Here is a 26,744-nt window from a genome sequence, read left to right as displayed (position 1 = left end):
GTTTTATAGAGAACATTAAAAACAATGATGTTCAAAAGATTAGATTACAATCTAAATTATTATTCCCACTCAATAGTTGCTGGCGGTTTTGAACTAATGTCATATACCACTCTATTGACTCCTTTTACTTTATTGATGATATCATTAGATACTTTCATCAAGAAATCATACGGTAAATGTACCCAGTCAGCGGTCATACCATCCGTAGATTCTACTGCACGAAGCGCAATCACTTTTTCATAAGTACGCTCATCGCCCATTACACCTACACTATTAACCGGAAGCAAAATTGCTCCTGCCTGCCAAACTTTGTCGTATAATCCCCAAGATTTCAATCCTTCGATAAAAACAGAATCTACTTCTTGTAAAATTCTAACTTTCTCCGGCGTGATATCTCCTAAAATTCTAATAGACAATCCTGGTCCTGGGAAAGGGTGTCTTCCTAATAATTCTGGGTCAATTCCTAATGAAGCTCCTACTCTGCGCACTTCATCTTTAAAAAGCATACGCAAAGGCTCCACAATTTTTAATTTCATGTAATCAGGCAAACCTCCTACATTATGGTGTGATTTAATAGTCGCCGAAGGTCCTTTTACCGAAACTGATTCAATAACGTCAGGATAAATTGTTCCTTGTGCTAACCATTTTACATCTTCTATAAGGTGTGATTCATCATCGAAAACCTCGATAAATACACGTCCAATAATTTTACGTTTGGTTTCCGGGTCACTTACACCTGCTAATTCAGATAAGAAACGATCTCCGGCATCTACTCCTTTTACGTTTAAACCCATTCCTTTGTATTGATCTAATACGTTTTGGAATTCGTTTTTACGAAGCAACCCATTATTTACAAAAATACAGTACAAGTTTTTCCCAATAGCTTGATGCAATAAAACTGCCGCTACTGTAGAATCTACTCCACCAGAAAGACCAAGAACTACTTTATCGTCTTGTAATTTTTCTTTTAATTCTGCCACCATTTCTTCAACAAAAGCATTTGGCGTAAAATTTTGAGGAACTTCTGCTATTTTTACTAAAAAGTTTTCCAGCATTTTTGATCCATCCGTAGAATGGAAAACTTCAGGGTGGTATTGAATTGCATAAGTGGTTTCTCCTTCAATTCTATACGCTGCAAATTCCACATCATGTGTACTTGCAATTTTCACACCATCAGTTGGCAAAGCCTTAATACTATCACTATGGCTCATCCAAACTTGGCTGTTCTCAGAAACACCTTCAAAGAAAACTTCATTCTCTTTTATGAAAGACAAATTAGCTCTACCATATTCCCTAGTGTTTGAAGCTGCTACTTCACCTCCACTAAAATGAGATAAATATTGTGCTCCGTAACAAACGGCTAACAAAGGTAGTTTTCCTCTAATTTGAGATAAATCAGGATGTGGCGCATCTTCTCCTCTAACAGAAAAAGGGCTTCCTCCAAGAATTACTGCTTTATAAGATGATAAATCACTCGGAAAATGATTGTAAGGGAAAATTTCGCAGAATATATTTAATTCGCGAACTCTACGCGCAATAAGCTGTGTATATTGCGATCCGAAATCTAAAATAAGTACGTTGTGTTGCATGCGCAAAAATACTTTTTATATTTTGAATTGAAAAATTGATTTTTGAAAAATATTCTTTTTATTTGTATCACTTGGATTATTCCTCTAAAAGCAAATTAAAATAATCTTAAAAAAAACCCAAATCCTATAATTTTCGTAAGTGAACTTATACATTCTAAAAATTAATTTAAAGACAAAACAACATTTCAATGAGAACAAAAATTTATGTATCAATAGTAACTGTAATGCTTTTAATAACTTCCTGTAATGTAATTGATGATTTATTGACTTTTTCAATAGACAATCAAACAACTTTTAAAATTGAAAGTGGATTTCCTCTTGGTACTGCATTTAATGTGGTTACTCCAGATGTCACGACAAACTCGAGTTCCACTTTTGAAAACAACAATACCAAAGCTGAATTAGTAAAAGATGTAAAATTAAGTGAGTTGAAATTGACCATCACAGATCCAAGCAATAAGTCATTCAGTTTTTTAAAATCGATTCATTTATACATTTCAACAGATGCAAATGACGAAATAGAATTGGCTTATTTAGATGAAATCAATTCGACTTCAAATACTATAAATCTAACGTGTACTTCTCAAAAATTAGACAAATACATCAAAGCATCTTCTTACAAAATAAGAACTAAAGCTGTTATCAAAGAAAGTTTAACACAAGACATCAGTGTAAAATCTGATATGAAATTCAGAGTTACCGCTGATCCATTTTAAGAAATCAGCGGTGCTAAATTATTCTTTTGTAACAATAATAGTTGCTTTAAAACCAGTTCCAAGATTCCATTGACTGGCCGAAATCAAACCGCCATTGTCATCATAAATCTGAAATTCAGCAGTATTTGGACCAGAACTTCCTTGATTCAAGGCTTCAAAGTCTATTTTGTTGAATCCTTTTTCCAGTACTATTTCAAAACCCTGGAAATTACTGTCTAAATTCACTTGATATTCAACGACTTTATCATTCAAGTACACACGAATCTTATCGCCATCGACATAAGCTGCATCTCTGTATCTTACTTTTGCAGTAAGCGAACTTGTTGTAAAATTTCCTAAATTTTGATTTTTTCTGTAAACGATACCTTCAGAATTGTCTTCCTTTTTGTTTAATTTATCTCTGTAAACATCTCCCGGATTAATAAATTCATTTTTCGGAGTCATTGAAAAATTAGTGGTCGGAGTAATCGAAAGTGAAGGACTCGGATTCGGGTTTAAAAGTTCTGGATTTTTAAATACATTCGGAGTCTTTATAGGAGGAATCTCTGCTTTTGGCGGAGTTACTTTTTTAACTTTTGGTGCATTATTTTTGAGTGGAATAGGCGTAAATTTTGAACTAAATTCATTCTGAGCATATCCACTTAAAGACATACTTATTGCAATCATTAAAAATAAAATCCTTTTCATAACTTTTTTAAATTAATTTATCAGTGCTTGTAAAATTTTAAAAATAAAAAACTAATCATATAAAATGACTAATTATGGCATAATTTAACTTTCATTTATAACATTCAATTTTTAAATTTATTGCCTTTTAGAACCTAAAATATTCTAACAATTCTCAGTAAAAATTGAAGTTTTTAATTAAAAATTACTGTTTTTCATTTCAGTATTTTTTATAAATTGCAAATATTATGCCACACCAAAAATTGCATTTAAACAATGCAAATAATATCTAAACACAATTAAAATGAAAAGAGAAAACATATTAACAGGTTCACCTTGGGAAGACAAAATGGGATATTGCCGTGCAGTACGCATTGGAAACATCATTGAAGTATCAGGAACGGTAGCCATTGTTGATGGTGAAAAAGTAAAAGCTGACGATGCTCATGCCCAAACACTAAACATTTTAGAGCGCGTAGAAAAAGTTCTGGAAGACCTGAATGTAAGCATGAAAGATGTCATTCGTACCCGCATATTTACTACTGACGTTTCTACATTTGAAGCTGTTGCAACTGCTCATGCCAAGTTTTTTAAAGACATAAAACCAACCACTGGTTTCTACGGAATTAATCAACTCGTAGCACCTGAATATTTAGTTGAAATCGAATTTACAGCTATAGCTTCTGAAAAACCATTAATTCAGGAAGGATTATAATACTTTTGTAAAAAATACTTCTCTAATTAAGGTAATGAATTTAGAAAATACTAAAAAAATAATGCTTGTCACACTCAAATGGATTCTCATTTGTGTATTGACAGGGATTTTTTCTGGATCGGCATCTGCCTTTTTTTTAGTGGCACTGGATTGGGTTACAAAATATAGGGAACACAACAACTGGATGATTTGGCTTTTGCCAATAGGCGGACTGATAATAGGATTGCTCTATTATTATTGGGGTAAATCTGTAGTTAAAGGCAATAATTTATTGCTGGAAGAATACGAGAATCCTCAAAAAATAATTCCTTTAAAAATGGCTCCCTTAGTACTTTTTGGCACCTTAATCACGCATCTTTTTGGAGGTTCAGCGGGTCGTGAAGGAACCGCAGTACAAATGGGTGGTGCCATCGCCGATCAATTCACAAGACTATCATCTCGAGCGCAGTCGAGAGATAAACTTGATACTACCGACAGAAAGACATTAATCATTCTGGGAATAAGTGCAGGTTTTGCTTCCGTTTTTGGAACTCCTTTGTCTGGAGCCTTGTTTGCTTTGGAGGTTCTTTATTGTAGCAAAATCAGTTACAAAAGCATTCCATTGTCCTTTTTGACAGCATATATCGCTTATTTCACTGTTGAGTTTTCGCACGTAAAACATACCCATTATAGTATTCCAATTATCCCCGAAATGAGTTTTACCACCTTATTTTGGATAATTCCAGTGAGTATTCTTTTTGGTTTAGCAGCCATGTTATTTTCTCGAAGCACTCATTTTTGGGGTCATTTATTTTCAAAAACCATATCCTTTCCTCCGCTTCGACCTTTCGTTGGAGGAATAATTCTTGCCGTTACCATTTACTACATTGGAACTACAAAATACATTGGCTTAGGAATTCCTGAGATTATTGATTCCTTTTCTAATCCAAATGCCTCGTATGATTTTATTTTAAAAATACTATTCACAGGATTTACACTCGGAGCAGGATTCAAAGGTGGCGAAGTGACTCCACTATTTTTCGTTGGTGCCACATTGGGAAGCGCTTTATCGGTTGTAGTTCCTTTACCCATCGCACTTTTAGCAGGAATGGGATTTGTAGCCGTTTTTTCGGGAGCAACTCACACCCCTATCGCTTGTACCGTTATGGGAATGGAACTTTTCGGGATAGAAAGCGGTATTTTTATTGGCATTGCTTGTTTCATCGCGTACTTTTCTTCGGGGTCGGTGGGGATTTATAATGTTCAAATAGTGAAAGGAGCAAAATACAAGTTGTATCAAAAAGTAAGAAGAAAAAATATGGAACTTTTGTAAAGCAAAAGCACTTTTTTTAATTTTTAAAATTATTTTTTTGTAGTATTGTTCTTAATTCTACATTAATTTAATTTTATGGCAATGGCTTTTGGACTCCCTTCAACTTCTTCACAATACATTCCACTGAATAACTTATCGAAGTTGCAGCTTATTTTCATAGCTATTGAAGTCATTAAAAAACTGAAGTGGGACTTAACTCAAATAGATGAAAAGGGATTAAAAGCCCAATCAAAAAATGATTTAAACACTTGGAATGAAACTATTGTCATTACTTTGGATGATCACGATCCTTTGATAACAAGCTTTAGCAATGGAAATCAGCTCTATGACCGCGGAAGAAATCAAAAGAATATTGATACTTTTTTGGATTTATTCTATGAAGTAAAAAAAGAGGAATCCATTTTAGTATTAGACGAAAGTTCACTGAGGGATTTTATAAATTCTGAAACAACAAAACAGGAATCAGCAATAACAGAAGCTAGAAGTATCACCCAATTTTATTCTTTTTTCTCCTTATTCATACCGACCAAAGATTATTTTATTACCCCAATTCTCATCAATATAAATATTTTTATTTTTCTTTTAATGAGTTTTTCGGGAGTCAATATCTTTGTACCACAAACACAAGATATTGTTGATTGGGGCGGAAACTTTGGCCCTCTAACAACCGAAAACAACTGGTGGCGATTGATTTCAGCATGTTTTGTACACATTGGGATTTTTCATTTGCTAATGAATTGTTACGCAATGGCGTACGTTGGTTTATTATTAGAATCCTACTTAAAAAAAAGAGATTTCCTGCTGACTTATCTTTTTTGTGGACTGATAGCAAGCTTAGCAAGTTTATATTACAATACCGATATTGTAAGTGCTGGTGCATCTGGAGCTATTTTTGGAATGTATGGTATCCTATTAGTGTCCATACTATTTAATACTATTGACAAAAAGGCAAAAAGCTCGCTGTTGATTACAATAGGAACTTTGATTGTCTTAAATATTGCCAACAGTTTCAAAGAAGGTATTGATGGAGCTGCACACATTGGAGGATTACTTTCGGGAATAGTATTTGGTTCTATCCTAGCATTATTGGTTAAAAACAGAAAAATTGGAATTACAATAGTCGCATCAACAACACTAATTCTAACAATAGGTTTATTTACACTTAGTAAAAACTCAAAAGTATATATCTATCAAATCATGGAATATCAAGGAGGAATGCAAGATTTTGTAGATATGGAAAAAATGGCTTTGGAATCCTACACTACTTTCTATGGGGACAGCAAAGAAAATAAATTGTCAGAAATTAAAGACCGAGGCATTTACTATTGGAACGAAAATATAATTCTACTAAAACAACTTGACAAATTATATCTTCCAGAAGCAATACACTTACAAAACGAAACTTTAATTGAATATTGTGAATTAAGGATGGAATTCTATGGACTTGCCTACAAAAAATTAAACGAAAACACTGATAAGTATGATGCTAACATGACAGAACTTAATAATGAAATCAATACAATCATTATTAAAATAAAAAGCACTGCTAAGAAATAGATTTCAAGATTTAATTCTAAATTAAAAAATTAAGACATTGATTCCTAATAAATTTCTTTTCACCCCAGAATCTATTTTGAAGAAAAGAGAAATCAAAAAATACAGCCTTTAATAATCAGTGAAATTCCTGTTAATGATTTCAACATTACATTAAAAAAATGTAATTTCGCAATCTATGAAAATACAAGACATACAAGCAATACAGTTGTTATTATCAACTCCAAAAAAAATTGCAATAATTCCACACCGTGGTCCTGATGGAGATGCTATGGGTTCAACCTTAGGATTATATCATTTTTTATTAAAAAACAATCACCATCCTGTGGTAGTTTCTCCCAATGAATTTCCTGATTTTCTGGCATGGATGCCCGGCTCAGAAACCGTAAAAGTATACGAGAAAGACAAAGAAAACTGTACTAGAATACTGGAAGAAGCGGAGCTTATTTTTACTTTAGATTTTAATGCTTTGCACCGCGTAGGCGAAATGGAACATGTTTTAGCCAAGCTAAAAGCGCCATTTATCATGATTGATCATCATCAAAAACCAGATGATTATGCCACATTTACGTATTCAGACACCTCGTTTGGATCTACTTGTGAAATGATTTATAACTTTATTTTATTTCTTGGAAAAAAAGAAGACATTGATAAAACTATAGGAACTTGTATTTACACCGGTATTCTTACTGATTCAGGTTCTTTTCGTTTCCCAAAAACAACAGGAACAACCCATCGAATTATTGCTGAATTAATTGATTTAGGTGTCGAAAATACGGAGATTCCAACCTTATTATTTGACAACAACTCTTATGGAAGATTACAGTTATTGGGAAGAGCGCTTCAAAACATGAAAGTGTTAACGGAACATAAAACCGCATACACTACGCTTACTCAAGACGAGTTAAATGCTTTTAATTATGTAAAAGGCGATACTGAAGGAATTGTAAACTACGGATTAAGTATAAAAGGAATCGTTTTTACTGCTATATTTATCGAAAATAAAGAAGAAAAAATCATCAAGATTTCATTTCGTTCACAAGGCGATTTTGATGTCAATCAATTTGCCAGAGATTATTTCAATGGTGGAGGACATCGCAATGCTGCCGGTGGAAAATCAGAAGTATCGATGGAAGAAACGATACGAAAATTTGAAGATTTAGTAACAACGCTAAAAATATAATAGATGTCAAAATTTAGTACGTTAATCGCATTTGGATTCTTTTTATCCATAATTGCTTCAAGCTGTAAGCAGCATCAGGATGCTAGAAAGCCTATTTCACAGACTTCGGGAAGCTTTATGAAGAAATCAATCGCGCGCAATAAAAAACTGGTTGCCAACGAAGAAACTCAAATTCAAGCTTTAATTAAAAGCAATCCCAATGTAAAATACATCGCTTCCAAAAAAGGATATTGGTATACTTATGTGACCAAGAATGACATTGATTCCCTTACTCCTAAAAAAGGTGATGTAGCTTTTTTTGACTACGAAATAAAAGATTTAAAAGGTGCAGTTATCTATTCTGAATTGGAATTAAGGCCACAAATCTATTATGTAGACAAACAAAACATCATGATGGGATTGCGTGACGGTATTAAATTAATGCGCAAAAACGAAAAAGTGAGTTTTCTTTTTCCTTCAAATATGGGATATGGTTATCGTGGTGATGAAAAAAAAATTGGTGCCAATCAGCCTTTGATTTGCACAGTAACTTTACGAGATTTCAAGTCGGAAGCAGTGTATAAAAAAGAAGGCGAAGCCTCACTGAAAGTAATTCCTGCTCCAATCCAACCAGAAACTAAAGCCGTACTAAAACCCAAAGACACTATAACCCAATAAAAATAAATTCGTATGAAAAAAAAGATTCTATTCGCACTCCTTGTTATTGCTTCATTTTACTCTTGTAAAGAAGAGCACAACAATTTTCCAGATGGTTTATATGCAAAAATAGAAACCAATAAAGGGGAAATAATTGTACAATTAGATTTCGAAAAAGCACCTATAACTGTTGCTAACTATGTCGCTTTAGCCGAAGGAAAAAACGAATTTGTTACCAATGAAAACCTTAAAGGCAAACCATTTTTTGACGGATTAAAATTTCACCGAGTAATTCCGGAATTTATGATTCAAACCGGAGATCCATTAGGAACAGGATCAGGAGATACCGGTTATAAATTTAAAGATGAATTTTCAGATTTAAGATTTGACAAAGGCGGTGTTTTGGCAATGGCCAATAACGGACCTACAACTAATAGCAGTCAGTTTTTCATCACGCATCTTGCTACACCTTGGTTAGACGGAAAGCATACTATTTTTGGTCATGTGGTAGACAAAGGAATGGATGTTGTGAACAAGATTGTACAAAATGATTACATTACTAAAGTTACCATCATCAGAAACGGTGAAGCGGCCAAAAAGTTTAATGCCGTAAAAACATTCAATGATTATTTTTCAGTAGAATCTGAAAATCAAAAGAAAAAAGCAGCGATTGATGCTGAAAACAAAAAAATCTACGACGCTAAATACAAAGAAGTTCGTGAGCAAAAAATTGCTTATTTTGCTACTTTAAAAGCAAAAGCAACAAAAACACCTACAGGATTGCAATACGTAATCACTAAGAAAGGCGGCGGCAAAAAACCTGCTAATGGTGCTAATGTTTTTATACACTATGCTGGTTTTCTGGAAGACGGAGAATTATTTGATGCCAGTGTAGAAAGTGTTTCTAAAACTTTTGGTAAATACGACGAAAACAGAGCGGCTCAAAATGGGTACCAACCCATCCCTTTTCAATTCGGAAGAAAAGATGGCATGATTCCTGGTTTCATTGAAGGATTGGAGCAATTATCTTTTGGAGATAAAGCGATCCTTTTTATCCCATCTCGATTAGGATATGGTGAAGCGGGAGCTGGTGGAGTAATTCCTCCGGGTGCCAATATCATTTTCGAAATTGAATTATTGGAAACAATGCCTCAACAATAACCGATTAAAAAAGTTAGACCTTAAAATACTTAAAAAATGAAATTTAAAATTCTGTTTTTATTATTTGTGGGAATGTTAAACCTGCATTCTCAAACTACAAAGAAAACTGCTCCGGTAAAAAAACCTTTGACAACAGCAAAAGCTGCTGTGAAACCAGCAGTGAAACCAGTAGTAAAAGCACCAGCAGTAATCGAAGGAATTTTTGCAACAATTTCCACAAACAAAGGAGATATTGTGCTTGAATTAGCATACAAAAAAACTCCGGTTACCGTAGCTAACTTTATTGCGCTTGCTGAAGGTAAAAATACTTTTGTAACCAATGAAAAACTAAAAGGAAAACCATTTTTTGATGGTTTAAAGTTTCACCGTGTGATTAAAGACTTCATGATTCAAGGAGGAGATCCCTCTGGAAACGGGTCTGGTGGACCGGGTTACGCGTTCAAGGATGAAATTACCGACTTAAAACACAACAAACCAGGTATACTATCTATGGCTAATTCCGGACCAACTACCAATGGAAGCCAGTTTTTCATTACCCATAAAGAAACGCCTTGGTTAGACGGTAAACATACTGTTTTTGGTCATGTTACTGAGGGAATGAATGTGGTGAACTCTATTGCTGCAAATGATGTGATTACTAAAGTTACTATCGTTAGAAAAGGCGTTTTAGCCAAGAAATTTGATGCCCCAAAAGTGTTCTCGGATTATTTCAACAATAAATCTGAAGATCAAAAGAAACAGGATGCAATCAACGCTGAAAACAAAGCAAAACAAGCTGCAATTGAAACCGAAGCCAAAAAAGCATACACTGAAAAATACGGTCCAGTAGTAGCTGCAAAAAAAACGTATTTAGCCGCTACAAAAGCAACAGCAACCACTACTCCATCAGGATTAGCATACAAAATAACACAAAAAGGAACAGGCGTAAAACCTGCTAACGGAACTACATTTTATTTCCACTATGCCGGTTATTTTGAAGATGGAACCCTTTTTGACAGCAGTTATGAAGACGTTTGTAAAAACTACGGAAAATATGATGCAAACCGTGCCTCACAAAACGGATATCAGGCATTCCCTTTTGAAGCCGGAAAAAAAGACGGTATGATTCCAGGATTTATTGAAGGTTTAGAGAACATGTCCTTTGGAGACAAAGCAGTCGTTTTCATCCCGTCAAATCTGGCGTATGGAGAAAGAGGCGCCGGTAGCGTTATTCCACCTAATACAACACTTGTTTTCGAATTAGAAATGCTGGAAAAACAAGTAGCTCCAAAACAATAAATCAAAAAAATCACAAATAAAAAACCCGACAGACTTCAAAATCTGTCGGGTTTATTTTTATAGTTTATTTGGTAAGCGTATTGACCCACCAATAGAAATCGGTGTTAATCCGTTTTATCAGTGTTATCGGCATTTCAATTATTTCTTTCCAAATTTCCAGTCAAATTCATCTTTTTGATTGATAATTGCACCAATCTCAAATTTCACCACTTCATCAAATTCCGTTTGAAAAATAATCCAGTTTTCCTCATTGAAATAGTTTTCAAACGTGTCGAATTCCTCTTGTGTGAATTTAGTGATTCCCTTGGCTACCAAATCTTTTTTGACATCACTGATTTTTCTATTGATAATTTTATTACCAAACAACTCCATTTCAGGACTCGAAGCAACGATATAACCCAATTTGAATTCTTCCTCCACATAGAAAGTCAAACGCATTTTTAGTTTGTTGTAGGCAAAAATCACATTATCATCCTCGTCCTTGTAATTCCTGTCTGGTTTCCCGTAAATACCGGTAACATCATTTTGTTTCATTCCGAAAATGAGTTTATCAATTCCGTTTTTTGGATTTATTTTCATATTCATTTATTTGACCGTAAAGTTCGCAAAGTTTTTCGCAAAGTCCACTACCTTTTTATTTAAAAATTAGTAATACAAAAACTCCAATTCCCTTTCTAAAATTCAAACTTTGGGCGTGACCCGCTGAAAAATGGGGTCGGGCTATCCGTTTTAATCTTTTATTCCGCTACGCTTCATAAAAGGATTTCCACTTTTATCCCTCACGCAAAAAAGCCTCATTACCATGAGAACCTTTCGCTTAACAAAACAATATTTGTAAAAAAATCAGTATCATTCAATCACAAAACCAACACATTATGATTTGGGCAGCAAAACTGATAAAGCACAATAGCGAGAATAGAATTGCCGTTTATTTTGAAAAAAATCAAGACCTGATTGCCCGTATAAAACAAATAGAAGGAGCACGATGGAGCCAGCAAAAAACAGTTTGGCACATCCCAGATACAATCGAAAACAGAGAACGTTTCAAGATAAAACCACTTGCAAATTTGATTCCTTCACCCGAGGGGATAGCCCAAATAGAGAAATTCAAGCAATGGCTTCGCTCTAAACGCTATAGTGAAAGCACCATTGGTACCTATAGCGAATCTTTGAAATCATTCTTGGTTTTCTACCGAGAAAAACCCGCTACAGAAATCAACAACGAGGATGTAATTATCTACAATAACGAGTATATATTAAAAAATAACCTTTCGGCTTCCTACCAGAACCAAACGGTTAATGCAATAAAGCTTTTTTTTATGACAGTAAGAGGAACCAAAATTGACATCGATACAATTCATCGGCCTAAGAGAGCAAAGCTATTACCTAACGTATTGAGCAAAGAGGAAGTAAAATTAATCTTGAACGCACACAGTAATATAAAACATAAAATGATGTTGTGTTTAATTTACAGTTGTGGATTGCGTTGTGGTGAATTATTAGCACTTCAGCCCGTTCATATTGACTCAAAAAGGAATATTGTATTACTTAAAAACGCAAAAGGAAAAAAAGATAGAATTGTACCCTTAAGCCAAAAAATACTCGATATGCTAAGAGAATACTACTCCTTATATAAACCAAAAAAATATTTGTTTGAAGGGCAAGTAGCAGGAGTTCCTTATGATGGTCGGAGTTTACAACAAGTACTCAAACAAGCATTACATAAAGCCCAACTTACAAAACCAGCTACACTACATTGGTTGAGACATAGTTACGCCACTCATTTACTAGAAAGCGGAAGCGATTTGCGTTATATACAAGAATTACTAGGCCATAATAGCAGTAAAACTACAGAAATTTACACCCATGTGAGTACCAAAAGTATCCAACAAATAAAAAGTCCATTTGATGATTTGTAAGATAATAATTAAAGTGTATATTTGAAAGTAATACGCTACGCAGTAGCGCCTATTATAATCGGCAAAACGAAAAATACCATTTTACAGAACGAAAAGTATACAATTGAACATGTTCACACAAATACTAATCGCCATTTAATCACTGATTAAACACCATTTAAAAAGCCCCAATTAGGGGCTTTTATCATTACTATGCTACATTCAGATTAAACTTAGCATCATTACCATCAAGCAGCGCCTTGGTATTGTCTATGTTATTCTCATAGATATGCACATTACCTAAGAATAAATTAATACTCTTGAGTGGTATATCAATCTGTTTACTTATCAAATACAAGTGATAAATGTCAGATGGTAAGCCCAGATTAGCATCAGAACTACGCTGATACGCACTCACTACAAGTTTTCCATTCTCTATTTGGAACTGTATTAGGCTCAAACACGGCTGTTGATTGCTCTCCGTGTTGTTAGAACCTAGAAACAATACATAATTCTTTGAGGTGCGCTTCTCCTTATTGATTTTCTCCAAGAGCTTTGGCAATTGTTCAAAGTACGTTGGATAACTATTTACTAAAATAGGACCGCAATAATCCCACCAAGTAACGCCTATATCCCTGTAGGCTTCCGTGGAGCGTTCTCCTGCCATAAATAAACCCAATTCGTCTCTTAACTTCTTTTTAGCAACTGCGTGGCTCTCAAACAAGACTAAGAGGTCTAACGGCTTTAATTCTAAAGCCTGATTCAAAAGATAAGTTATTGATCCTTTTTTATTCTGTTGGTTTTTACCCTTATCAAGGATTTTGCTGAGTATTTCGTGATACTTATTCATATTTATAAAGCATTATATCCGTGTAGCTTGCATTAAAATTTATGGTAGCGTTCATAGTGGCCGTTGTAGCACCAGTAAATGGGTTACTCATAGGTGTTTTAGTCTCAATCCATTCGCATAACTCAATGATAGACGACTTGTTTGATGTGAAATAAAAGTAATTCGTACCGTCCAGAACCTGCAACACATCTAAATAATCCCGAAGCTTCCAATAACTTTTGTAAGTGCCGGCTTCCGTTGATAAATACGGAGGATCAACCAGAAAAACCACATCAGGCAAATCCTTATACTTTGCAAACAATTCTTTATAGCATTGGCTCACGACTTCCAAGCCATCCAAATAACCTGTAGCATCATAACCCGATTGTCGGACGCAATTATAAAGCGTTTCCTTTTCCATTTTATCAAATGATAAAGCGTACTTCATCGAGAATAACACGGAACTAGAAAGCGTGATATAGTCTACATATCCGTTATTTTCTTCAGTGCGGATTCGTGCGATTACCTGGTCCCTAACAATGCCCTCGATGCGCTTGTCTTTTGGATAATCTTTTAAAATTAACCTCAAATCAGCTATAAGTTGATTAGTCTTATTGATGTTTTTCAGCCGTTCTTGATAGTTATCAAAGTCATTATAGACTACTTTTGCACCAGGATAAATTGATTTGACAGTATGGCTAAGTAAACCGCTGCCGCCAAATAAATCTACATAAGTGGCTGTTGGCGAATAGCTTTCTAAAGCAGGTTTAAATTGCTTTAAAAACTTCCTTTTTTGCCCCATAAACGGCAATGGTGCCGTTGTAAAAATTTTCTTTTTTAATTCCATTCGATTTTTGATTGATGATTAATGATTGTACCTTTGTGCTTCTCACGGAATTTATAAGACATACGAAAGCCACAGCATAGAAGACTTATGTCCTACAACGCTGTGGCTTTATGCTTAATTAAATTACCGTGAGAAGTTTTTAATTGTTGGAGGACTATTTTTTATTCCCGCCTCCAGGGAATCATTTCAAGAAACCGTTTATACTATCTTCAGTCATTATAGATGCAATACAATGACCTCCTTTGCGCCATGTTGTAAAATCGATGCAGTCAATTGTCCAGGACACTATAAACCCAAACCAACTCAATGATTTTTCAAGCCGCTTTTTTCCAAAGCAACTCGATAGCGTTTCACCGAAAACGCCAAACCGATAACCGCCTTTTGAAAAGGCAACATTCCAAAAACTAGGAAACAAAAAGTTTGCAAATACATCGACTTTGAAAGCTTTATTAAACTTTCGTTGAGCCGTAGTTTTAAACCACTTTTTATTCCTAACATCTATAACCAGCATCGTGATTTCGTCAAGGACATAAACGAACACAAACAAGATTAACGCTATGATTGATAATAGAAAACCCATTATACTATCGTGAATTGATTACCAACCGCTTCACCATTCATTATAAGGTTACTCAAGAGAAACCCTTTTGCAAGCGGTGCGCTTATGGTTATTTCTGGATTTTCTAACGTACCACCCTCAAAGTACTGCATCACCTTTTCATACGTTGGATAGCCATAATCAACCATAACGTAATCAGCAGGCATAACACCATTATGAGCCATTAGATAGGCAAACAAAGGCACGGTGATTCTTTCCTGTGAGCCTTCTATTTGTGCGTCGTAATCAGGATTAGGAATTGAGAAGGTTGTCGTTCTATTCGAGCTAACTTCATCATTTTCCATACCTAAAAATCCCATTGCTACAGTATCCAAAACAACTTTTTGATCATTTTTTAAATACGACATTTCAAAAGCTATCGAAATGTATTTTTCCTTTCTTTTGTGAGTCAAACAAACGTCCTCTATGGTTACGTTTGTAAATGTGCCTTGATTCAACAAAGGCGAAATGTAGCTTTGTGCTATTAGTTTCATAATTTAAGGTATTAAGTTGTTTTGAGTGACTCCAGCTTGTAGGACTCCATTTGTTTTAAGTGATCCAATAACTTTTATATTCATAGTATTGGTATTCATATAATTATCAGTAGCTATGTAATCAGCCGTACTTCCAGTCATATATACTACATTACTACCTTTAAAAACAACTGATGGGTTTGTATAAGTAGCTCCCCCAGATTCAGTAAACCAAACAAACAATCCCGTTTCTACATAAGAGTTTATTAATAATAAACTTCCTGGGGAAGTACTTCTAAAAGCATGAAATTTTGGACAAGAAATAATACAATTTTCTAAAGTAACTTGGTATTCACTATTTAAATTGTGAAATAACCCATAACCATTGTTACTTGTATATTTAGCGGTACCGCTTAAATAATAACTCCCACCAGCTTGAACACTAAAAGTAACATTACCTGTAATTAGCGCATTTTTTTTATACAGTATTGTTGTTAAGCTACCTCCAAAATAAGACTCTACATAAGCAAACTCGTCTGTTGAAGTTGTTGTATAGTTACCATGTAAAATAATCCCACTTCTTGAATATTGAGTAAGTCTAAAATTACCATTAGAAGTACAATCATTGAAATCTAATACATAATTTCTTCCGTATTGAAAGAATACTCCTCCTCCTGTATTTACAATTTTATTTACAGTAATCTTAGATACATAATCATCGCTACCACCTTGAACATAACCACCATCATGATAAGCTATATTACAAGTTAAATTAAATGCTCCTCCAACTAAAGCAAAAGAGTTGTTCATTCTATAAGTATCACATATAACATTAATTCTATACCAAGACCCTAAGTATTTTGAACCAGTACTTCTAAAATCCATAGTACCTTTAGGAATATTAAAATCTACAGTAGAAGAATTTGGCATTAAATTATCTGATAGAGTATTATTTTGAAAAGATATAGTAACATTTAAATCTGATTTAAATAAATAATTACCTGCTCCAAAAGTTCCATTAACATAATAAATATCAGAAGTACTTGTAAATATAAAAGTTCGCCATGCCGTAAGACTATTGGTAGCTGTCATTGCAGCTGATAAAGTCAAATATGGTTTTGCAGGATTACCCAATTGAGCAGTGGCATCGTTACCAATTGCAGGATCAGAATTTACATATACGTTTCCATTAATTAAAGTACTAGAACCGATATTCCCCTCAACTGTCCAAGTATCTATATCAATTTTAGTTAAATGAAAAGTATCTCCTTTTACATAAACCAAATTATTTTGAACAAAAGTTATTCCAGCACCACCAATAGTAACAGCTCCAGTTCCTTGTACCGTGAATTCTTTTTTAGTTCCAATAGCTATTTCAATACTTGAATTAACTGGAACCGTAAGAACCACTGGATTAGATCCTGTGAAAACAGTTCTTTTGTAAATATTCGCAATATTCAAAGTATAAGTAATTCCTGCCGTTGTCTCAATGCCTATAAACAACTTTTGAAATTTAGCCGTACACCAATCAACAACCGCTTTAATTGTTGGATATAGAGTATTAGAACCATCATTTGTGCCTTCTAAAATAAGCGTTGATTTGTTTGAAATGGTTTCCTTTGCATCAATCAACCCTTTCAAAGTTTTACCCATTTCAGCAGTAAGCGCTTTCGTGGTTCCGCCCGTGGTCAGGTCATTCACCAAGATAGAACTCAACGACATTTGAATAGTTTCAATAGCATCAACCAACTCCTGAACGTTGTCCAGGTTAACATTGTCCGAAGCCAAAAGAACATTAATGTTATTGATTTGAGTTTGCAATAGTTTCCCTTGCTCAGCTGTCAAAAGAGAACTAGCACCACCAGTTACAAGATCGTTTACCACATTCAAATAATCAATAGCAAGTTTAGTAAACTCATTCAATGGTGCATAACCAAGCGCAGCGCCTCGTTTGTTTTTATCTTCTTTAGCTCCAAACAAATCTGCGTGAGCCGCTGCATCGCCCACGTGATTAGTCAAAGCCTCGGCATCGGCTTTTTCATTCAGAATGGTTTCAATGTCGTCAATAGCCGTAATGGGTATCTTTTCATCCTTGTGCCAAATAGAATCTATCCAAGCCCAAAATTGCGCTTGTGTAGGCCTGTCGTCTTTTTCAAACCAGCTTTTAATTGTGTTTTTATCTGCCATATTATTCTATATATTCAATGAATAGTACTACTCTATAAGGGTTCATGTGATTTACTGTTGCTCCTACAGGTGCGGAAGATGCTTTTTTGACTGATTCTAAAAACTCACCGTTTTCTGCTGCCCCAGATGAAACTAATAATTGTCCTGATGGATTTCCTCCAGAGTCGGCACCAACACCATAACCGGAAACTGGAATCGAAACTACCGCAGTTTTAGCACCACCCGTTTCACCAACAGTATCAAGGTTAGCATCGTCAGGATTCCAACCAATTGGCATACGTCCGCGCCAGTTAACAACTTCCGCCCATCCATCTGGTATTAGATTAGCCGGTTTATTCCAAAGAATCATACCGCCATCCGTTTGGAATACAGCGTTTTTCTTTTCTAACTCGTCAATTCTTAGAATTACGGCATCTAGTGTTGTGTTGTCAACCTTTCCTGCAAAAGCTGCGGGAATGTTCTTAGTCGGAAAACCACGTTTAAAATCTACCCAGTTTATAGCACCCACTCCAGTACCAAAAGTGACATAGCGAGTTTTAATACTGGGGTAAGAATTCCCGTTTTGAAAAGTCAAATTTTCAGTATCTTCTTTTATGATCACTTTGGTTTGGGCTAATCCGCCACGGAACTCTAGAACTTCGCCATTGATATAAACAACACCGTTACCTACATTATCTCCAGCAACTTCACACCCGGATATTATAGTCAATTCTCCTACGATATTACCCAAAGCATTAAAAATGCTAAATGCCGTTTGAAGCTTTGCCAAAATGTTAGTAGAGAGTGGAAACCCGCCAACCTGATTAAAATTTATCTGATTCATATTGCCAATAGTTTATAGCTTTTGCCTGCCAACTTATAAAAGTTGATTGTTGCTGTTATTTCGTTTATTTTATCATTCAATAATTGTCCTGGTACATTGACAAGAAAATCAACAATAGAATTACTATAATTAAAATCCTGCTCTAGGTACATGATGCCTAAATACACATCGAGATTCTCAGCAGGTGTATAGATATAATCTTGCGTCGTGTCAAGCGTGCCGTCAATAGTAATTCGCCTTAAATCAGGGTCGTACTTGTCATTCAATGCTTTTCTCAAATAACACCTTTGGCTGTTGTACGAAAGCTTTGTCAAGTTTTCCTCTCTCATGCGTGACCACTTATAATGCAAACTGGCAATAGGAGTAATCAACGCCCGGATATAGCCAAACAATACCGGCTTTCGCAAAAAAGTTGGCAGCAGTAAAAGGATCAGTTTGTCAAAATCTACTTTATACCACATAGCTCACGTTGTCAAAGTTTGGAATTGTAAAATAGCCACTCACCGGAACGGTTTTCACATTGATAGGCTCAGCGTCCAGATACTCATTTGTATTAATATCAATGGCCTGTGATTCTGCATTTATAATGTGCGGTATTACGACACCTTCCGCTTTTTGAAGCTTATCAATAAAATGAGCAAGAACCAACTCGCCATTAAATGGCAATTCTTTCATGTATTCATTAATTGCATCCTGTACTGGATAATTCCCGTTAATAATGCTCATTCCGGTAGAGTCTAAAACCAACGGGTCTCTAAATATTTGCAAATTCAATAACAAAATGTCCGGCAAATGATTGACAACAATATACTTCACTCCACAGTCAGCAATTTCAAGAATGTAAGCATCAAACGAGGCTTTTTGTTCGGGCGTAATAGGTGCCAAAACTCCCGCAGCTTCAGTGGCAATCTTAATCAAAATTTGTCCCGCACTTGGCGTTACCGCCGCATACTTTATAATTTTAGAGTTAAAAACCTGATCATCCGTATAACCGGTATTGTCATAGTTATCAGTGTCCGTTATCAAAGCAAATCCGTATTGAAACGCTTTCGCCTTAGTTCGGTACCACGATGGGCGGTGTGGCATTTTAGCCTCAATGATATCGTCAACTTCTTTTTTATGGGTGTCGAAAAGGTTTTCTAATACCCAAATGGAGAAGGCAACTATAAACACAATCAAGCGATAAATAGAGACTTTACTTTGCGAGTTTAACTCCGCTAAGTTTTCGTCTGCCGCAATGCTGTCAAGCATTTCATTTTGTATAACTCCTATTGATCGTGCCATTATCCTACTATAAATGTGGTTCCTATTCTCATCGTTCCTATTCCCAGTGTTGGTATTATTGACTGACCGTCCGCAATATTGAATCCGGTGGCTATCATCTGCTTTTTGCCTTTAAAGTAATTAGCGACTTCATTATTTCTATAACTAGAATTTGTAGCTACTAATTTTTGTTTAGGAAACAACTCAGCAGTTATTGAAAGTCCATTTGCAAACGCTCTATCAAACGCCACCAAAACGCTTCCATCTTCTTGAACGGCAATGTCAAATAAGGATTGATTTGGGATTACAGTTATCATGGATGTTCTTTTTTGTATTTTGTAAACTCCTTTACTTTGTCGTCATACATTTTTTTGTACAACGCCGTTTGTTTCTTGTGGTATTCAATTTCCTGCAGTAAGGTCTTTTCTTTAGCGTCAAATAGGTTAGAAATATTGGTGGACATTTCCTGGACATGCTTGTATTTTTCTTCATAGCGAATGCCTAAATCGTCCAGAGCTTCTTTATATAAATCGACTACTTTCCCACCGTTTTCTATATCGGTTGTTTCTGCAACTTTTTTAGCCTGCAGCACTTCAACTGTCAGTTTTTCAACTTCCTGTTTGTATTTGCTTTTGGCAAACAAAAAGGTAAAATAACCCGTGCCGCCAACCATTGTAACTACAGCACTAACAACCAATATTATTTCATTCATAATTTATCTATTTGCGTCAACGTTCAACTCTGGGTAATCAATATCAATGTCAATATTTTTAAATCCGTCAAGCATCAATTGTTCGTTAATATCTCTTTTTATACGTACTTCAGTAGCTCTGGTTTTAACCAGTTGTGCAATTCCTACTCCAGTCAATGGATGTTCTTTCCATGCTCCTTTGCTCGATGTAATAAGCAATTCAACATCTTGAGCTTCGCTGTCTCCTATTACAAAGTCACCGTTTTCAAATCTAATGTCACCATCATCGTTAAGCAAGAAATCAGTCATTACTTCAGTATTTTATTGATTCTGGTTTTAGTTTGCAAAACCTTATTTTTTATATTGGTGATGTTTGGAATATTTGGAGTAGTTCCGTAGCCGGGTAAAACAATAGTAGCGTTCAATGCATCGCAAAGCTTTCCAATTTCGTCCTGTAAATCATTGATAACTGATTTTAGGTTTTCATTTTGCCTTTCTATTTGGGTGCCGGAATCATCAATTTTAAATACCGTTTCACCATATTTAAAACTGAAACTTTTTACTTTACTGGTTTGAATGATTGTGGCTGCACTGTCAAAAATTGCAATAACAACAACACTTCCAACTTCCGGTTCAATTTTCAATTCTTGACCATCATTATCAATAATTGAATTATAGCTACATTGAAAGTAATCGGTAATTTTTGTTAAAGTTCTCACTTGACAGCTGGTTGCATTTAACTTTATAACTTTTGCTCTTGCTACAGTCATAGGTAATTTCCCTTCAATAATTCTTTCAATTGCTTCTAAAATCATTTTAATAATTTCTTTTCAGTTACAAATTTTCCAACAGTCGATACTCTCCTATAACCTCCAGATACACTTACACTTATTTTCACTTGATCCACATAATGCATCGAGTCCCTTTTTTCGTAAATGCCAGGATCAAACACTCGAATTGTTTGACCGTGTTCTACAACTGGAAAACCAAAACTGGTAACGGTTCCGGCATAGCCTCCTTTTGTTTTTACATTATCATATTTCTTTTTACAAGTTTTTTCCAGCTCTTCTTTTGAAATTTGAAATTCATATTTAACTCTTTCTATATCGCCACCTTCATCTCCGATGTCAAATGATATTACAGATCCATCATTTTGAATGCTGGTACCATACACTTTGACTTTGCAATCTTCAGGCGCTATATACTCTAATGAATTATCAATAATGTTTCTTCCAAATTCAAATTGCGGAATTACAGTTGGCAACTTGTCATCCGAATATGGTAAACCGCAAATCAATCTTTTTCCTCTAAAAAAAGTATAAAGCCCGGCTTTCTTTCGAAGCTCATCAAATACTTTTACTGGAGTTGTATTATAAAGTGAAAAATCACCGTATAATTCATCCGCACATTCAATTTCATATCCTGGTGCAGCAGCTTGTAAAATTTGTCTAACCGTGGCATTCTGAATACTAACAGTTACTTCTTTTCTCTTAAGAGCATACATCTCATTCTCGCAATGAAACTCTACGGGGATGGTGGGTTGAATTCTGGCGATATAGCCCTCAAATTCAGTTTTTAACTCTCTATTATATCCTAGTTCGATTTTGATTAAATCCCCTGTTTTAAAAAGCGATTTTATACTTTTCATAGGAAACATGGTATTCCCAACTTGATAGTAAACACCTTTAGGCAATTGTAATACCGCAGTATTTGTAAACTTTCGCCATGTTTTTTCAATTTCAATACTAGAAGCTGCATCAAAAAACTTTTTGGATTGATCGGCTGCGCTTTCAATTGTTATTCTACAACAAAAAACCATTAGCTTAGGGAATTGATTTTAAAAGGCCTTTTACTCCTGCATTCAATTTCAAAGGCTTGCATGTTTTTGTATCCTGGAGTTGGAATAGGTTTGAAAGTATGGATAGACAAATGATTGATGTTAAGCATATTTAAAAAAGTACCCTCCACTTCAAGCATAGTGTCTTTTAATTCACATACATAACGTAATCGTCTAAACTCAAACTCCGGGTAATCATCACTTTGATAATTGATAATGATTCCTTTTATGGTAATCGCATAATCATTTAAACCCATTAGTTCTTCCACTTCACCATCGGCTCCAAAAATATCAGTAACAACTATTTTTTTAGTAAGTATGGCTTCAACAACGCATTCAAACGGAAAATCATAGCCATCAAATCGCTCTCCGGTTCCTTCAATAATTTTAGGCAATAGCTTCACATAATCCCAAACATGTACCCCAGTTTGAGACACAAGCTGTAAAGGCTTTTTTTCCTCCAGAACTTGAATGCCTTCAAAACTATTAGTGTATGTATCAACTATTGCAGTTCCCACATAGCCAATATTAAAATTGAATGTGTTTTTGAATAGCTCTTGAAAATTGAAATTATATGAAGACATCTCCTTTTTGATTTTGTCGTTTAGCATCAAACCATAATACCCATTCTAACTGCTGCCATTTTTCCCAAAAGAGATCATCAGACATTTCTTCTGGCATTGGGATTTTAAAATGAAAGGAAAGTAAAGCGTTTACTTTCCTAACAAAATCTTGTCCTGCCTCCCTATTAATTGGAAGGCCTAAACTTCCCCCAGTTCGCCACTTAAAAACTTAACAATTCCTGAAGCTTGAATAGCAGCTGAATCAGCAATGTTTTCATCCGTTTGCAATCTGGAATCTCCACCTAGCCAACAGTTGTCTCTTAGAAACTCCCCGCATTCCAAAACTTTGTTTTGAGAATACATTGACAAGGCAGTTGCTTTGTGATTTCTTGACGGCGGTCTCAAATAACCAATTGCCACATCACCTGGTGCAACAACGATATTCAAAGTGGGAAGTTTTTCCACTTTATATTGTTTTTTCCAAGCTTCAATTTGCTCTTTGGAAATAATTCCGTCCTTAGTATTATCTTTCATAATTCTAGTTTTAATTTTTACTTGTAATTGTTTTTGAGTGGCTGTAGTTTGGTACGTAATACCAAGCCTTTTACATTCGTCTCTTAACTCCTGAATAGAATTCATTGTTAAGCATTCCAATTAATATCAGCGATATATAACGGAATCTCTACACCTAGAGCGTCGTTGGAACCAGCTTCACCACTACGAGAGTTTTTTGTGAACTTACAACCAATCAGCGTATGGGAAACTTGCAATCCTGTGTCTCCAACATAGCTTACTGAAATTGGAAAAGGTGGAATATCCTGAATGCTTTTACCAGGAGGCAATGACTTTTGAAGCGAATCCACTTCTTCACTTAAAAGGGTGATAGATCCTACACACTTTTCATCACCTTGGGTGTACCCAATATCCTTTGTGGTTCCTAAAGCTTTGACACCATCAATAGCGTCAGTTCTTTCGTAGCTGATAGCCTTTACAGTTGTAAACAAGGCACCAAATGCAGTGATTCTTATAGAGGAATAGTTTCTGTACTTTCCATTAATTACGGGTCCACTCATCTTAATTCGATTTTAAAGGGTTTTTAAACCCAATTTTTAAATTGATTTTTCTACCAATAGCAACCGGGATGAAGGTGAGTAAGTAATCAAATTCAGATGTCGCTAATAAATTTTGCGCCGGATCAACATAGGAATCAATACCGCCGCTAATATCTCCAGAAGCTAGCATTGGGCGCAAGGCCTCTCTTCCTAAAACTTCTAAATCTTTTACGATTTCAGGCTTCAACTGTCCGCTTGTTTCATCCACATACAATCTGGCTTTTACTCTTGGAGCTAGTTTTTTTCGAGCTAATCGAATCGCTTTTTTTATGGTCCTGTTGTTCTCAACCTTGGCATAATCTGAGTCGATTTTAGAACATGTATGCGTATCAACGGTATAATAACCGGGTACTTCAGCTTCACTGTCATAAGTGGCAAATACATATCCTTTCGTGTCAAGTAAATCAAGAGCCGTTTCAGAAAAAGTATTAATGTGCATTCCTGAACTTAAACCGGCATTCTGAAAGAAACCTTCATTTACATCAGTCAAGTTGAAAATTGGGTTAATCTCACCCGCATTTTGAGAGACGGCCGCTTTTGAAACCATACCTACAAAATCCTCAACACTGGCGTATTTATTGTAAATAGCTTTTGCAATGGAAACATCATTGTCTGCCATAATTACCATAGAAACGTCAGCGCATTCATTGACTAAGTTTCTTAAATCTAAAACCGCTGAAGCAGTTCCAGAGAAAGCACGACCTTCAACAAACAAATCAGGGTAACGGTATCTTGTTTCTTCAAAAGCATAAAGCTCTTGTAATTTGTACATAGCAAGTACGCTGTCTTCATCTAGTCCGGTTACAATTGTTGGTACATAATCCGTTTCAGGATTAAGAGCGATCATCGCAAGAACGGTATCCTTTTTATCACGCAATACTTTAGCCAAATAGTTGTTCTCCTTATCGGCCATTTGCTCTAATGTCACCGCTTGAGCTACTGGCATAAAGTGAATAGTAATCGATGGGTTGCGTTTGAATAAACGATTCAAACGATGCCAAACCAATACACTATTAGTATCATCATACGCTGGTGTAATTCCTAGAGCTTCCACTTCCTCAATAGTGATAAAAGTGTAGATATTTCCAAGAACAATTTCATCACCGGCAATGGCATTCATAACTACGGCTGTAGTCATATCATTGGTAGTTGCTCTTCTACCAAGTCCGCCTTTTAGTCTTTTTACATTTAATCCTGGTCTAGACATTATTTACCGTTTTTAGCAGTCGATTTTCCTGCTGGTTCTACTGTTTTATCTTCTACTACAGCAATGGGAGTTGCTTTTAAAGTGTCAAGTTCAGATTGAACTATAGACAATGAATTTGTCAAAGTTTCCTTTTCGGCTTGAGCACTTAGTAATGAAACTCTAATCTTAATTATTTCAACAATAATTGGTTCTGCTTTTTCGTCAACAACAGCTTCATCATCTGTAAGTGCGTGAATAACTTTATCAATCAAAGCTATTGCGCCTTCATGTTTCTCTCTCAACTGGACAACAGCTGCAACAACTGGGTCACTTTCTTGGGTTACTTCAGGAGCTTCTTTTGTGAAGTCAACGGCTTGCTCTATTTCCGCTAATACTGCAGTTATCGTTTCGTTATCTTCTTTAACCAAAGCCAATTCCTCTTCAAGTGCCTTTGTATCTTCAGGCTCAAACCCCTCACGAAAAAAGGATTCCGGTTCTGGAAACTCATTTTTATCGGCGTGGTTATCCGCTTTAATTTTATCAAAAAAGCACTGACCGTCTTCAGTCATGTAGACTACATTTTCTTCCGGGTTATCCTGAAGAATTTTATTTGCAAATTTTTTCATCTTTTTAAGTATTGTATTAATATCCAAAGTCCGAATGCCGAAAGCACTATCAGCAATAAAAAACCGAAAGCCTTTAATATTCCGTCGTACCAATTACCGGTATCGTCTCGAGGTGCGTGATAAGTTGTGGTGTCTTTAGTAGATTTTAAGGTTTTAATAATGCTATCCTTAAGCTTTAATTGTAGTTCTAATTCTTTACAATCGGCTTGAGCTATGATAGTTTCATTTTCCTTTTTTAAAGATATAGTCGCCTGACCGTGCCTCTTAAATATGGGCTTCTCTGTGAGTTCAGAAACGGGTATCTTCAATACAGCAACCGAAGCAGGAACTACAATAGTAGTATCTCGTTCCCTTACTGATTTTTCAACAACAGTAGAATCGATAATGACTCTTTCAGATGTTGGAATTACCCGTTTTGAACTACAAGCCAACAACAGCAAACAACACACAAGTATTAATATTTTTTTCATTTTTTAAAGTATAATTCCGCTTCTAATTGGCGGCGTGAGATTAAACCATTATTAACTTTTCCGTTAGCCTTATTCCATTTAGCAAATTCTTTTGCAATTTTTGGATCATTTGGATTGGCATTGATCAACTTTAATAAAGTGCTATCACCAAGTCCCTCAGCTATCATGTCAACATCAATATCGCTACCAACATTGTAAGCAAAACTTACTAAGACATTGAATTGATTTTGGGTAATAATTGACTTTACCAGGGAATTAACATCCTTCTCAAATTGTGCTACAACCAGTGTAAAAATCTCAATTGCATACGCTCTAGTAATAGGCTTATCTTTCATGGTCACTCTTCGACCATCAGGATAAAAAGTATTCCCGAAACCAATGGTAGGAATACCAGCACTACATAAATATGGAATTGAAGAAAAGCCTTCACGTTGTTGTAGAAAAAGAGAACCTAAACTGTCTAATTTTCTTTTCATTGCTTTTTTGTTGAACCCCTAAGGGTGCAGTCGAGTCGCATTGACTTCGACTGCC

32 protein-coding genes are annotated in these 26,744 nt (G+C 35.3%); 9 read left to right on the top strand and 23 right to left on the bottom strand.

The annotated features are described in order from the left end of the window. Positions 1 to 59: 59 nt before the first annotated feature. A complete protein-coding gene (gene guaA, locus QLS65_RS05940; protein ID WP_282715929.1) occupies positions 60 to 1,589 on the bottom strand; it encodes a glutamine-hydrolyzing GMP synthase in 1,530 nt (509 codons plus the stop codon). Positions 1,590 to 1,777: 188 nt separating this feature from the next. On the opposite strand from guaA, the gene QLS65_RS05935 reads away from it, so the two are divergent. Beyond that, positions 1,778 to 2,305 (top strand): hypothetical protein, encoded by a 528-nt coding sequence (locus QLS65_RS05935; RefSeq protein WP_282712322.1) that lies wholly within the window; start codon positions 1,778 to 1,780, stop codon positions 2,303 to 2,305. A gap of 18 nt (positions 2,306 to 2,323) precedes the next feature. On the opposite strand, the gene QLS65_RS05930 is transcribed toward QLS65_RS05935, so the two are convergent. After that, entirely contained in the window at positions 2,324 to 2,992 is a 669-nt protein-coding gene (locus QLS65_RS05930) for a hypothetical protein (protein WP_282712321.1), read from the bottom strand. Between the two features lie 283 nt (positions 2,993 to 3,275). Between QLS65_RS05930 and QLS65_RS05925 the strand changes: the two genes are divergently transcribed. From QLS65_RS05925 to QLS65_RS05895, 7 genes are all read left to right on the top strand, one after another. Continuing rightward, complete coding sequence (locus tag QLS65_RS05925) at positions 3,276 to 3,686, top strand: RidA family protein (protein WP_099714710.1); 411 nt, start codon at positions 3,276 to 3,278, stop codon at positions 3,684 to 3,686. Between the two features lie 34 nt (positions 3,687 to 3,720). Next, entirely contained in the window at positions 3,721 to 4,998 is a 1,278-nt protein-coding gene (locus QLS65_RS05920; protein WP_282715926.1) for a voltage-gated chloride channel family protein, read from the top strand. Between the two features lie 81 nt (positions 4,999 to 5,079). Continuing rightward, positions 5,080 to 6,555, top strand: coding sequence for a rhomboid family intramembrane serine protease (locus QLS65_RS05915; RefSeq protein WP_282712319.1), 1,476 nt, complete (start codon positions 5,080 to 5,082; stop codon positions 6,553 to 6,555). Between the two features lie 175 nt (positions 6,556 to 6,730). Beyond that, positions 6,731 to 7,735, top strand: coding sequence for a DHH family phosphoesterase (locus QLS65_RS05910; protein ID WP_282712318.1), 1,005 nt, complete (start codon positions 6,731 to 6,733; stop codon positions 7,733 to 7,735). A 3-nt stretch (positions 7,736 to 7,738) separates the two neighbouring features. Next, positions 7,739 to 8,392 (top strand): gliding motility-associated peptidyl-prolyl isomerase GldI, encoded by a 654-nt coding sequence (gene gldI, locus QLS65_RS05905; RefSeq protein ID WP_282712317.1) that lies wholly within the window; start codon positions 7,739 to 7,741, stop codon positions 8,390 to 8,392. 12 nt (positions 8,393 to 8,404) lie between these two features. Then, positions 8,405 to 9,532, top strand: a complete 1,128-nt coding sequence (locus QLS65_RS05900) for a peptidylprolyl isomerase (RefSeq protein WP_282712316.1) — start codon at positions 8,405 to 8,407, stop codon at positions 9,530 to 9,532. A gap of 36 nt (positions 9,533 to 9,568) precedes the next feature. After that, positions 9,569 to 10,810, top strand: coding sequence for a peptidylprolyl isomerase (locus tag QLS65_RS05895; RefSeq protein ID WP_282712314.1), 1,242 nt, complete (start codon positions 9,569 to 9,571; stop codon positions 10,808 to 10,810). Between the two features lie 138 nt (positions 10,811 to 10,948). Here QLS65_RS05895 and QLS65_RS05890 read toward each other — a convergent pair whose 3' ends face one another. Next, a complete protein-coding gene (locus QLS65_RS05890) occupies positions 10,949 to 11,389 on the bottom strand; it encodes a hypothetical protein (RefSeq protein WP_282712313.1) in 441 nt (146 codons plus the stop codon). Between the two features lie 296 nt (positions 11,390 to 11,685). Here QLS65_RS05890 and QLS65_RS05885 point away from each other — a divergent pair, with 296 nt between their 5' ends. Then, on the top strand, positions 11,686 to 12,729 hold the full coding sequence (locus tag QLS65_RS05885) for a tyrosine-type recombinase/integrase (protein WP_282715921.1): 1,044 nt from the start codon (positions 11,686 to 11,688) through the stop codon (positions 12,727 to 12,729). Positions 12,730 to 12,919: 190 nt separating this feature from the next. Here QLS65_RS05885 and QLS65_RS05880 read toward each other — a convergent pair whose 3' ends face one another. The 20 genes from QLS65_RS05880 to QLS65_RS05785 form a co-directional block, all read right to left on the bottom strand. After that, positions 12,920 to 13,558, bottom strand: coding sequence for a thymidylate synthase (locus QLS65_RS05880; RefSeq protein ID WP_282715918.1), 639 nt, complete (start codon positions 13,556 to 13,558; stop codon positions 12,920 to 12,922). Continuing rightward, a complete protein-coding gene (locus tag QLS65_RS05875; protein WP_282715915.1) occupies positions 13,551 to 14,384 on the bottom strand; it encodes a DNA adenine methylase in 834 nt (277 codons plus the stop codon). The genes QLS65_RS05880 and QLS65_RS05875 overlap by 8 nt, the downstream gene beginning before the upstream one ends. Positions 14,385 to 14,565: 181 nt before the next feature. Further along, positions 14,566 to 14,964: a hypothetical protein gene (locus QLS65_RS05870; RefSeq protein ID WP_282715912.1), complete on the bottom strand. Its 399-nt coding sequence runs from the start codon at positions 14,962 to 14,964 to the stop codon at positions 14,566 to 14,568. After that, positions 14,964 to 15,476, bottom strand: coding sequence for a hypothetical protein (locus QLS65_RS05865; protein ID WP_282715910.1), 513 nt, complete (start codon positions 15,474 to 15,476; stop codon positions 14,964 to 14,966). The genes QLS65_RS05870 and QLS65_RS05865 overlap by 1 nt, the downstream gene beginning before the upstream one ends. A 3-nt stretch (positions 15,477 to 15,479) precedes the next feature. Further along, the gene (locus QLS65_RS05860; protein WP_282715908.1) at positions 15,480 to 17,642 is read right to left on the bottom strand and encodes an autotransporter outer membrane beta-barrel domain-containing protein; all 2,163 of its coding nucleotides are present in this window, start codon (positions 17,640 to 17,642) and stop codon (positions 15,480 to 15,482) included. Position 17,643: 1 nt separating this feature from the next. Beyond that, entirely contained in the window at positions 17,644 to 18,465 is an 822-nt protein-coding gene (locus QLS65_RS05855; protein ID WP_282715906.1) for a hypothetical protein, read from the bottom strand. Continuing rightward, a complete protein-coding gene (locus tag QLS65_RS05850; RefSeq protein WP_282715904.1) occupies positions 18,462 to 18,926 on the bottom strand; it encodes a hypothetical protein in 465 nt (154 codons plus the stop codon). The genes QLS65_RS05855 and QLS65_RS05850 overlap by 4 nt, the downstream gene beginning before the upstream one ends. Then, the gene (locus tag QLS65_RS05845; protein ID WP_282715901.1) at positions 18,916 to 19,749 is read right to left on the bottom strand and encodes a nucleotidyltransferase; all 834 of its coding nucleotides are present in this window, start codon (positions 19,747 to 19,749) and stop codon (positions 18,916 to 18,918) included. Before QLS65_RS05845 ends, QLS65_RS05850 begins: the two co-directional genes overlap by 11 nt. Next, positions 19,749 to 20,045 (bottom strand): hypothetical protein, encoded by a 297-nt coding sequence (locus QLS65_RS05840; RefSeq protein WP_282715899.1) that lies wholly within the window; start codon positions 20,043 to 20,045, stop codon positions 19,749 to 19,751. The genes QLS65_RS05845 and QLS65_RS05840 overlap by 1 nt, the downstream gene beginning before the upstream one ends. Continuing rightward, positions 20,042 to 20,440 carry a hypothetical protein gene (locus QLS65_RS05835; protein WP_282715897.1) on the bottom strand — a complete coding sequence of 133 codons (399 nt, stop codon included), beginning with the start codon at positions 20,438 to 20,440 and terminating at the stop codon, positions 20,042 to 20,044. The genes QLS65_RS05840 and QLS65_RS05835 overlap by 4 nt, the downstream gene beginning before the upstream one ends. 3 nt (positions 20,441 to 20,443) lie before the next feature. Beyond that, the gene (locus QLS65_RS05830) at positions 20,444 to 20,728 is read right to left on the bottom strand and encodes a hypothetical protein (RefSeq protein WP_282715894.1); all 285 of its coding nucleotides are present in this window, start codon (positions 20,726 to 20,728) and stop codon (positions 20,444 to 20,446) included. Further along, positions 20,728 to 21,234 carry a hypothetical protein gene (locus QLS65_RS05825; RefSeq protein ID WP_282715892.1) on the bottom strand — a complete coding sequence of 169 codons (507 nt, stop codon included), beginning with the start codon at positions 21,232 to 21,234 and terminating at the stop codon, positions 20,728 to 20,730. The genes QLS65_RS05830 and QLS65_RS05825 overlap by 1 nt, the downstream gene beginning before the upstream one ends. After that, entirely contained in the window at positions 21,231 to 22,238 is a 1,008-nt protein-coding gene (locus QLS65_RS05820) for a hypothetical protein (protein WP_282715891.1), read from the bottom strand. Before QLS65_RS05820 ends, QLS65_RS05825 begins: the two co-directional genes overlap by 4 nt. Beyond that, positions 22,238 to 22,840 (bottom strand): DUF6046 domain-containing protein, encoded by a 603-nt coding sequence (locus QLS65_RS05815; RefSeq protein WP_282715890.1) that lies wholly within the window; start codon positions 22,838 to 22,840, stop codon positions 22,238 to 22,240. Before QLS65_RS05815 ends, QLS65_RS05820 begins: the two co-directional genes overlap by 1 nt. A 177-nt stretch (positions 22,841 to 23,017) precedes the next feature. Continuing rightward, positions 23,018 to 23,458 carry a hypothetical protein gene (locus tag QLS65_RS05810; protein ID WP_282715888.1) on the bottom strand — a complete coding sequence of 147 codons (441 nt, stop codon included), beginning with the start codon at positions 23,456 to 23,458 and terminating at the stop codon, positions 23,018 to 23,020. A gap of 2 nt (positions 23,459 to 23,460) precedes the next feature. After that, the gene (locus QLS65_RS05805; RefSeq protein WP_282715886.1) at positions 23,461 to 23,892 is read right to left on the bottom strand and encodes a hypothetical protein; all 432 of its coding nucleotides are present in this window, start codon (positions 23,890 to 23,892) and stop codon (positions 23,461 to 23,463) included. A 1-nt stretch (position 23,893) separates the two neighbouring features. Beyond that, complete coding sequence (locus QLS65_RS05800) at positions 23,894 to 25,138, bottom strand: DUF2586 family protein (RefSeq protein ID WP_282715884.1); 1,245 nt, start codon at positions 25,136 to 25,138, stop codon at positions 23,894 to 23,896. Continuing rightward, on the bottom strand, positions 25,138 to 25,743 hold the full coding sequence (locus QLS65_RS05795; RefSeq protein WP_282715882.1) for a hypothetical protein: 606 nt from the start codon (positions 25,741 to 25,743) through the stop codon (positions 25,138 to 25,140). The genes QLS65_RS05800 and QLS65_RS05795 overlap by 1 nt, the downstream gene beginning before the upstream one ends. Beyond that, positions 25,740 to 26,213 (bottom strand): hypothetical protein, encoded by a 474-nt coding sequence (locus QLS65_RS05790; RefSeq protein ID WP_282715880.1) that lies wholly within the window; start codon positions 26,211 to 26,213, stop codon positions 25,740 to 25,742. The genes QLS65_RS05795 and QLS65_RS05790 overlap by 4 nt, the downstream gene beginning before the upstream one ends. Continuing rightward, complete coding sequence (locus tag QLS65_RS05785) at positions 26,210 to 26,689, bottom strand: lysozyme (protein WP_282715879.1); 480 nt, start codon at positions 26,687 to 26,689, stop codon at positions 26,210 to 26,212. The genes QLS65_RS05790 and QLS65_RS05785 overlap by 4 nt, the downstream gene beginning before the upstream one ends. Positions 26,690 to 26,744 lie beyond the last annotated feature (55 nt).

Origin of the sequence: Flavobacterium algoritolerans, from assembly GCF_030010385.1 — a bacterium.
Taxonomy (GTDB): domain Bacteria; phylum Bacteroidota; class Bacteroidia; order Flavobacteriales; family Flavobacteriaceae; genus Flavobacterium; species Flavobacterium algoritolerans.
This window is presented reverse-complemented; position numbering and strand designations above follow the sequence as displayed.